Annotated in this window: 5 protein-coding genes; all 5 read left to right on the top strand. The window is 61.2% G+C overall.

Features of this window, described 5'->3' with window-relative positions; genetic code table 11:
- Positions 1 to 610: 610 nt before the first annotated feature.
- The 5 genes from ACYQ1A_RS08255 (at position 611) to ACYQ1A_RS08235 (ending at position 7,235) form a co-directional block, all read left to right on the top strand.
- The gene (locus tag ACYQ1A_RS08255; RefSeq protein ID WP_499361627.1) at positions 611 to 2,596 is read left to right on the top strand and encodes a lytic transglycosylase domain-containing protein; all 1,986 of its coding nucleotides are present in this window, start codon (positions 611 to 613) and stop codon (positions 2,594 to 2,596) included.
- Positions 2,597 to 2,641: 45 nt separating this feature from the next.
- Positions 2,642 to 3,607: a complex I NDUFA9 subunit family protein gene (locus ACYQ1A_RS08250; protein ID WP_499361626.1), complete on the top strand. Its 966-nt coding sequence runs from the start codon at positions 2,642 to 2,644 to the stop codon at positions 3,605 to 3,607.
- A 76-nt stretch (positions 3,608 to 3,683) separates the two neighbouring features.
- Complete coding sequence (locus ACYQ1A_RS08245) at positions 3,684 to 3,938, top strand: RNA-binding protein (protein ID WP_499361625.1); 255 nt, start codon at positions 3,684 to 3,686, stop codon at positions 3,936 to 3,938.
- Between the two features lie 61 nt (positions 3,939 to 3,999).
- Positions 4,000 to 5,001 (top strand): 2-hydroxyacid dehydrogenase, encoded by a 1,002-nt coding sequence (locus ACYQ1A_RS08240; RefSeq protein WP_499361630.1) that lies wholly within the window; start codon positions 4,000 to 4,002, stop codon positions 4,999 to 5,001.
- Complete coding sequence (locus ACYQ1A_RS08235; protein ID WP_499361624.1) at positions 4,998 to 7,235, top strand: PAS domain-containing sensor histidine kinase; 2,238 nt, start codon at positions 4,998 to 5,000, stop codon at positions 7,233 to 7,235. Before ACYQ1A_RS08240 ends, ACYQ1A_RS08235 begins: the two co-directional genes overlap by 4 nt.
- Positions 7,236 to 7,368: the final 133 nt, after the last annotated feature.

The following is a 7,368-nucleotide window of genomic DNA, read 5'->3' as shown; positions in this document are numbered from 1 at the left end:
AAACGGACCGTCTGTTACTTCAATGGCTCAGCTGCCGCTCCGCGGAACTTCGGTCGGACGGAGCCCCAAAAAACGGGTCTCCTTCCCCTCCCTCGACAGGTAATGGCAGCTGTTGGCCAGGCTTGCTGCCTCGTTGCTGCGCAACATCGGGTGGGCGTGGTGGCGACGGGTGACAGTGAATATCGGCATCGCGTGCTTCGCTCGCATCCCGCATGGCCACTGCCGTCTGATTTGTCACCGTTCCCGCCACGAGCCGCCAACGTCTCATCGGGTGGTCGTGACCCACCATCCAATGCTATCGAGAAGTATATTGCGGCAGTCAATTCACAACGCGGTGAGCACAACTGGCCACTGCCCCGTATTGCTCCGGCTTACTTCTCCCTACCGGTCCGGATGGTTAATGTCCGGATCGGGCAAGGGGGGGGCGTGGCTGGGTTTTATTGAAAGTTGTCCTCCCGGCACGGCCATCTGGTCCGCCTGCGGGAACCTGGTTGCGGCGTAGCCGTCTGCAAAAGAGTGTCCACTGCCGGTTGTAGCCCGTGTTGCCTTACCCTATGCTTCCCGCAACGCTTCAATTCGTGCGCCCCGCCTTTAAAACCAAGCCTTTCCGATGAAACAACTGAAACAACTGTCTCTGCTCGCCCTGCTTGTTCTTACTGCCGCCACTGCCCATGCGCGCATCGATCTGACTGCCTTGCGTGATGCCGCGCGCAGTCGTGATGTGGTGGCGATCCAGCGTATGGCGGATGACGCGCGCGGTGAGCCGCTGGAGATGTATCCGCGCTATTACCTGATCAGCACGCAGATCACGCAGATTTCGCCCGACGACGTTAACGCGTTCTTTGAGCGCTTTGACGGCTCGCCGTTGGCGGATCGGCTGCGGCTGGAATGGTTGCGTGAGTTGGGCAAGCGCCAGGATTGGGCGCGGTTTTTGCCGGAGTACAGCAAGCTGGAAGCGCCTGCGCTAGACCTGCAGTGTCTGGCGGCACAGGCGCAGATGGCGACGACGGGCAATGCCAATCTGCGCGCTTTGCGTGGGGCGTGGTTTAGCGATAAAGGGCAGCCGGATAGTTGCGCGCCGGTATTTGAGGCCATGTTTAACGCCGGGGTGCTGAATCAGGATGATGCCTGGGCACGCATCCGGCTGGCCCTGGCCGCCAATCGACCGGCGTTTGCCACGCAACTGGCGCCGCGGGTGGGCTTCCCACCCGAGCTGACCGGGCGCAATCTTGGACTGGCGGCCAACCAGCCGGCCAAGGTGTTGCCCAGGCTTGGCCTTGGCAGCCGTGCCGGGCGCGAAGTGGCTTTGTTTATTGTTAACCGCACCGCGCGCACTGATCCCGAGCGCGGGGCGGCTTTATTAGCGAGTCTGACTGGCCTGCCGCAGGCGGATGCGCGGTATGAGTGGCAGCAGATCGCTGTCATCGCGGCGCGCAAGCAACATCCACAGGCCAGCGCCTGGTTTGATAAAGGCGGGCTGGACGGGCTGGATGCCACCGGGCGCGCATGGTCGGTACGGGCCGCGTTACGGGCTGACGATGTACGCAGCGTGCTCGATCGCATCAACGCCATGCCGCCGGAACAAGCCGATGACAGTGCCTGGGTGTACTGGAAAGCCGAGGCGCTCAAGCGCTTGAACCGGCCGACCGAAGCCGCACCGCTGCTGGCGAAGTTGAGCGCTGGCGACGATTTTTATGCCTTGCTGGCTCGAGAAGAAGCGGGCCCGACGCTGGAAGCGGATCCAGCACCGTATCGCCCGACCGAGGACGATATCCGCAACGTCAATGACCGCGCCGGCGTGCAGCGCGCTCTGGCCTTGTTTGAGCAGAACTGGCGGCTGGAAGGCATCCGCGAGTGGAACGCCGCCATGCGGCCGCTGACCGCGCAACAACTGGTGGCGGCGGCCACGCTGGCGGATCGCAAGCGTTTGTATGATCGCTCCATCTACGCAGCCGAACGCGCCAGAACGCTGGCTCCGCTGGGCATGAAATACCCCACCCCGTATCGCAGCGCCATCGAACGCGAAGCACGCCAGCAAGGGCTGGATCCGGCCTGGGTATACGGGCTGATTCGTCAGGAGAGCCGCTTTGTGGCGGATATCCGCTCGCCGGTGGGCGCCACCGGTTTGATGCAACTGATGCCGTCTACCGCGCAATGGGTGGCGCGCAAGAACGGACAGAAAAAGCTGGATGTGTCGACGCTGACCGATGCCGACACCAATGTCGCGATGGGCGCCTTTTATTTGCGCTATATCACCGACCGCTTGAGCGGTCAGGCCATCCTGGCGACGGCCGGTTACAACGCCGGGCCGGGGCGCGCCAAGGCGTGGCAAGAAGATCGCCAACTTGATCCGGTTATCTATATTGAAACCATTCCGTTTGATGAAACGCGCGATTACGTGAAAAAGGTGATGACCAACGCCCAGTATTACGGCGCCACCTTTGGCATATCCACGTCCTTCCATCAACGTTTGCAGCCGGTGCCGTCAAAGAACGCCGTACCGCCAGTCAGCCCCGATGTGCCAGCCGCCGATGAGGCGACCGACAACGGCGCGGATCAGCCGGCCAGTGCGGCGGAGCCTGCTGCCAACCAGTAAGGCCGCTGCGGTCGGGGCGGCTGCCGATGAGGTCAGTAGCGCAGCATGAGTGCATCCAGTCAGCGTTCTCCGGTGTTGATGCTGGGCGGCAGCGGCTTTGTCGGCGGCTATCTGGCCGCGCAACTTTGCCGCGCCGGTTATCGCGTGGTGGTGCCCACGCGTGACCGCGAACGCATGCGCGGCCGCTTGCTCACCTTGCCCAATGTGACGCTGGTGCAGGCCGATATTCATGATCGCAGCGTGCTGCCGCAACTCATCCTCGGCAGCAGCGCCGTCATCAATCTGATCGGCATCCTGCAAGGCACGCCGCGCGCGTTTGAGCGTAACCATTACGAACTGACTTGCGATGTGCTCGAAGCCTGCCGCGCCACCGGCGTGCAACGCTATCTACATATGAGCGCGCTGGGGGCGGCGGCGGATGGCCCATCGCACTATCTGCGCAGCAAAGGTCGTGCTGAAGACACCGTGCGCGCCAGCCATGAACAATGGACCATCTTTCGGCCTTCGGTGATTTTTGGCGAAGGCGACCGGTTTTTGACCTTGTTTGCTGAACTGCAACGGCGGTTTCCGGTAATGCCGCTGGCGCGGGCCGATGCCCGCTTCCAGCCGGTGTGGGTCAAAGATGTGGCGGCCGCCTTTGTGCAGGCGCTGCTGGATCCCGCTTATATCGGCAAGACCATCGATCTGGCCGGGCCGCGCGTGTATACGCTGGCCGAGATCGTCCGCTATGTGGGCGTGATCAGCGGCAATCCACGCCCGGTGTGGGCCTTGCCGGATTGGGCCGGGCGCCTGCAGGCCAGCTTGTTGGGCATGCTGCCGGGCAAGCCGATGAGCCTGGATAATTTTGATTCGATGACGCTGGATAACATCAGCGAGCAGCCGTTTCCGCGTTTAAGCGGCCAGCCCGCTTCCGCGATGGAGGCGATTGCGCCGACTTATCTGTCGCTGGCTGCCAACCGGGGCCGCTTTGCCGGGCATCGCGCACGGGCGCGCCGCAACTTGTCCTCGTAATCCGGCAAGCGCACTATCGCGTTTGTCCGCCTTTCAGCTTTCTTTCTAATTGCTGCTTATCTGGAGTGCCCCGCCCATGTCGCAAATTCTGCTAGGCAATATCCCGCCCGAAGTGTCCGTGGACGATATCCGTATCCTGCTCAGTGATCTGGGGGTGCCGGGCCTGGGCGAAATCACGCTGGCTGAGGGTTTGAGCGATAAGCTGGCCGCGCTGATCACGCTTGATCTGGGCGATACCGAGGCGGCCGCTGTGTCGGAGCAACTCAATGGCCATTTGTGGCACGAACGGATGTTGAGCTGCGCGCACACCAATCTGGGCTGGGGTCAGTAAGCCCATACGCCGATTATGATTTTTCGATTTTGATAAAAGCACGCAGGACCAAACGATGACGATACGTATCGCGGTATTCGACAGCAAACGCTACGACCGGGCCGGGCTGGATAGCGCCAACCAGCGCTACGGCTACGAACTGACTTATTTTGAAGACCGGCTGAACCGCCACACCACGCCGTTGGTGGCGGGCTTTGATGTGGTGTGCCCGTTTGTTAATGACAAGCTCGACCGTGCCGTTATCACCGAGCTCAAGCACCAGGGCGTCAAGCTGATTGCCTTGCGTTGCGCCGGCTTTAATGGCGTGGATATCGCCGCGGCCGAAGAAATGGGCATCCCGGTCACACGCGTGCCGGCGTATTCACCCGAAGCAGTGGCCGAGCACGTGTTTGCGCTGTTGCTGACGCTGGTGCGCAAAACCCATCGCGCCTATCAACGCATACGCGAAGGCAATTTTTCGCTGGATGGCCTGGTGGGCTTTAACCTGCATGGCCGCACCTTTGGCGTGATCGGTGCGGGCAAGATCGGCGTGGCAGCGATGAATATCGCCAAAGGCTTCGGCTGCCGCGTGCTGGCCTATGACAACAATGCCTCGCCGGAGCGCGCTGCCGAGCTTGGTTGCGAATTTGTCGATCTGCCCACCTTGCTGGCGCAATCCGACATCGTGTCTTTGCACGCGCCGCTGACGCCGACCACGCAGCATATGATCAACGCCGAAACGCTGGCGCAGATGAAGCATGGCTCGGTCATCATCAACACCAGTCGCGGTGGGCTGATTGATACCAAAGCGCTGTTGCGCGCGCTCAAGACCGGCAAATTGTTTGGTGTGGGGCTGGATGTGTACGAGTACGAAGAAGGCGTGTTCTTTGAGGATTTGTCGCATGAGGCGCTCAAGGACGACATGCTGGCGCGGCTCACCACCTTTCCAAACGTGATGATCACCTCGCACCAGGGCTTTTTGACCGAAGAAGCGCTTACCGCCATTGCCGAGACCGTATTGGCCAATGTCACGGCATTCCATAATGGACAGCCTTTGGTGAATGTCGTAAAACCCGGGGCATGAGCCCTCCCCACCGATTTGCACGCTGGCTGCCGCTGATACCGGGTCTGCTGGCCGGCGTGTTTACCCTTGCCTTTGCGGCCTATCTGTTGCAATCGCGCGACGAGGCCAGCAGCCAACGCGCCGCATTGCTGGAGCAGGATCTGCTCTGGCAAAAGCAGGCTATCGAGCAGCAGATTACTTTTGATCTGCAGTCGTTGTCGGGCCTGGCGGCCACGCTGAATGTCACGGATCTCAATTCGCCGGTGTTCCAGGCCCGCGTGCTGTCACTGATCCAGACCAGCCCGGAAATCAGCAGTCTCTCAATCCAGGATGGCCACGGCGAGGTGATCTGGCATACCTCACAATCGGCGTGGGCGGTGCCGTATGAGGGGCAGGGCGGTTGGAGCGATGTCACCTTGTCGCACGGCGAACCCAAGGTGACCTACGCGGTAGCCACACCCGACCACCGCCGCTTTATCGTGGCCAGCATCGCGCTCGATACGCTGTTGCAACAGCAAGTGCCATGGTGGATTGCGCAGCGCTACCAGGTGTCTTTGCTCGACCATGACAACCATCCGGTGACGTCCAAATTCCAGCGCCAGCTGGATACCTCGGGCATCAGCCACACCATCTTGCTGACCGCGCCGCCGCTGGGCATGCAGCTCAAGGCGGATTTGTATGCGACCTCGCTGTCTGCCACCGGCGACATTCTGCCCGCCTTGCTGTTGATTCTGGCTGTGTCGATGCTGGCGTCTACCGCCGCGCTCAGCCGCATGATGCGGGTGCGGGCCGAGGCGGAGGTCAGGTTGAAGGCCGAAGTGGCGTTCCGGCATGCGGTCGATGCGTCGCTGAGCTCGGGCATGATTGCCTATGACCGCTACGGGCGCATCATCTATGCCAATCGCGCGTTCTGCGAAATGGTCGGTTATTCGTCAGAAGAAATGCGCGACTTCAAAGCGCCGATGCCGTATTGGCCGCCGGAAGAATTCGAGCGTTGCCAGGCCACCTATGAGGCCATCATTGCCGGCCACATCGAGCCGGGCGGTTTTATGGTGCGATTGATGCGGCGTAGCGGCGAGCGCTTTGATGTGCGGATCAATGCCTCGCGCCTGGTCGACGGCGATGGTCGCCATATCGGCTGGATGGGGTCGCTGCACGACGTCACCGAAATCCGCCGCGAGCGCGAAGCGTTGCAAGCCTCGCATGAGCGCTTTGTGGCGGTGCTGAACGGGCTGGATGCGGCGGTGGCGGTCTCGGATGCCGAGACGGGCGAATTGCTGATGTCCAATCTGCAATTTGATCGCGCCTTCCAGTTGCCCGATCTACGCGGCCGCTGCTGTATTTTGCCGTTTGTGACGCGCCGCGCCGAACCGCCCGTGGATGCAGAGTGGTACGACGGGTTTCGCGATCGCTGGTATCAGATCAAGAGTCGGCAAAGTACCTGGGTGGATGGCTCGGCGGTATGGCTGGAAATTGCCACCGATGCCACCGCGCTCAAATCGGCCAGTGAACGGGAACGCCAGCAAAACGAGGCGCTGCAACAAACCGCGCGCCTGATCAGCATGGGCGAAATGGCATCCAGCCTGGCGCATGAGCTGAATCAGCCGCTGGGGGCGATTGCCAGTTATGTGTCGGGTTGCCGCAACGTGCTGTCCAGTGCCACGCCAAATCTGGGCCAACTGGGCCAGGCGCTGGACAAGATGGGCGAGCAGGCCAAACGCGCCGGCCACATCATTCGTGGCATCCGCGAATTTGTGCAGCGGCGCGCACCGCGGCGCCAGCGTTGCGATATCAATACCTTGCTGGATACGGTGCTCGGCTTGCTGGGCCACGAAATCGTGCGACGCATGGTGGATGTGTCCATTCTGCAAAGCGAAGGCATGCCGCCGATATTTGCCGATGCGGTCATGCTGGAGCAGGTCTTGTTCAACCTGATCAAAAACGCGATGGAAGCGATGGACCATGTGCCGCCCGCGCAACGCATCCTGGCGATCAATCTGACGCGGGAGGCCGATATGCTACGCGTGGTGATTGCCGACCGCGGCGTGGGCATTGCGCCCGAACAACAAGAGCAATTGTTCAAGCCGTTTTACACCACCAAAGACACCGGCATGGGCATCGGCCTGAATATCTGCCGCTCGATTATCGAACACCATCATGGCCGTATGGGCGTTGAAGCCAATCCCGGCGGCGGCACGCGGTTTTACTTTACCTTGCCGTTTTCCAGCGCCGAAGAAGTGGCGCTGGAACCGTAATCAAGCCACGGCATGTCTGGCGCGCGGTGGTATGGGTAAAGGCCTGAACTATCGGGAATGCCACAAAAGCGTTATAAAGGCTGCCGGAATGACCGGCCTCGGCCGCCACAACAGCAAACCGCATTGAGGGAGC

It is taken from the genome of Silvimonas sp. JCM 19000 (assembly GCF_054652575.1).
Note: the sequence above shows the minus strand (reverse complement) of the source record. Positions and strands in the feature narration are given on the sequence as shown.

Bases quoted from the DNA above. Each gene is read 5' to 3' on its own strand.
- ACYQ1A_RS08250 (WP_499361626.1), top strand. From the start codon at position 2,642: ATGAGTGCATCCAGTCAGCGTTCTCCGGTGTTGATGCTGGGCGGCAGC.
- ACYQ1A_RS08235 (WP_499361624.1), top strand. From the start codon at position 4,998: ATGAGCCCTCCCCACCGATTTGCACGCTGGCTGCCGCTGATACCGGGT.
- ACYQ1A_RS08255 (WP_499361627.1), top strand. From the start codon at position 611: ATGAAACAACTGAAACAACTGTCTCTGCTCGCCCTGCTTGTTCTTACT.
- ACYQ1A_RS08245 (WP_499361625.1), top strand. From the start codon at position 3,684: ATGTCGCAAATTCTGCTAGGCAATATCCCGCCCGAAGTGTCCGTGGAC.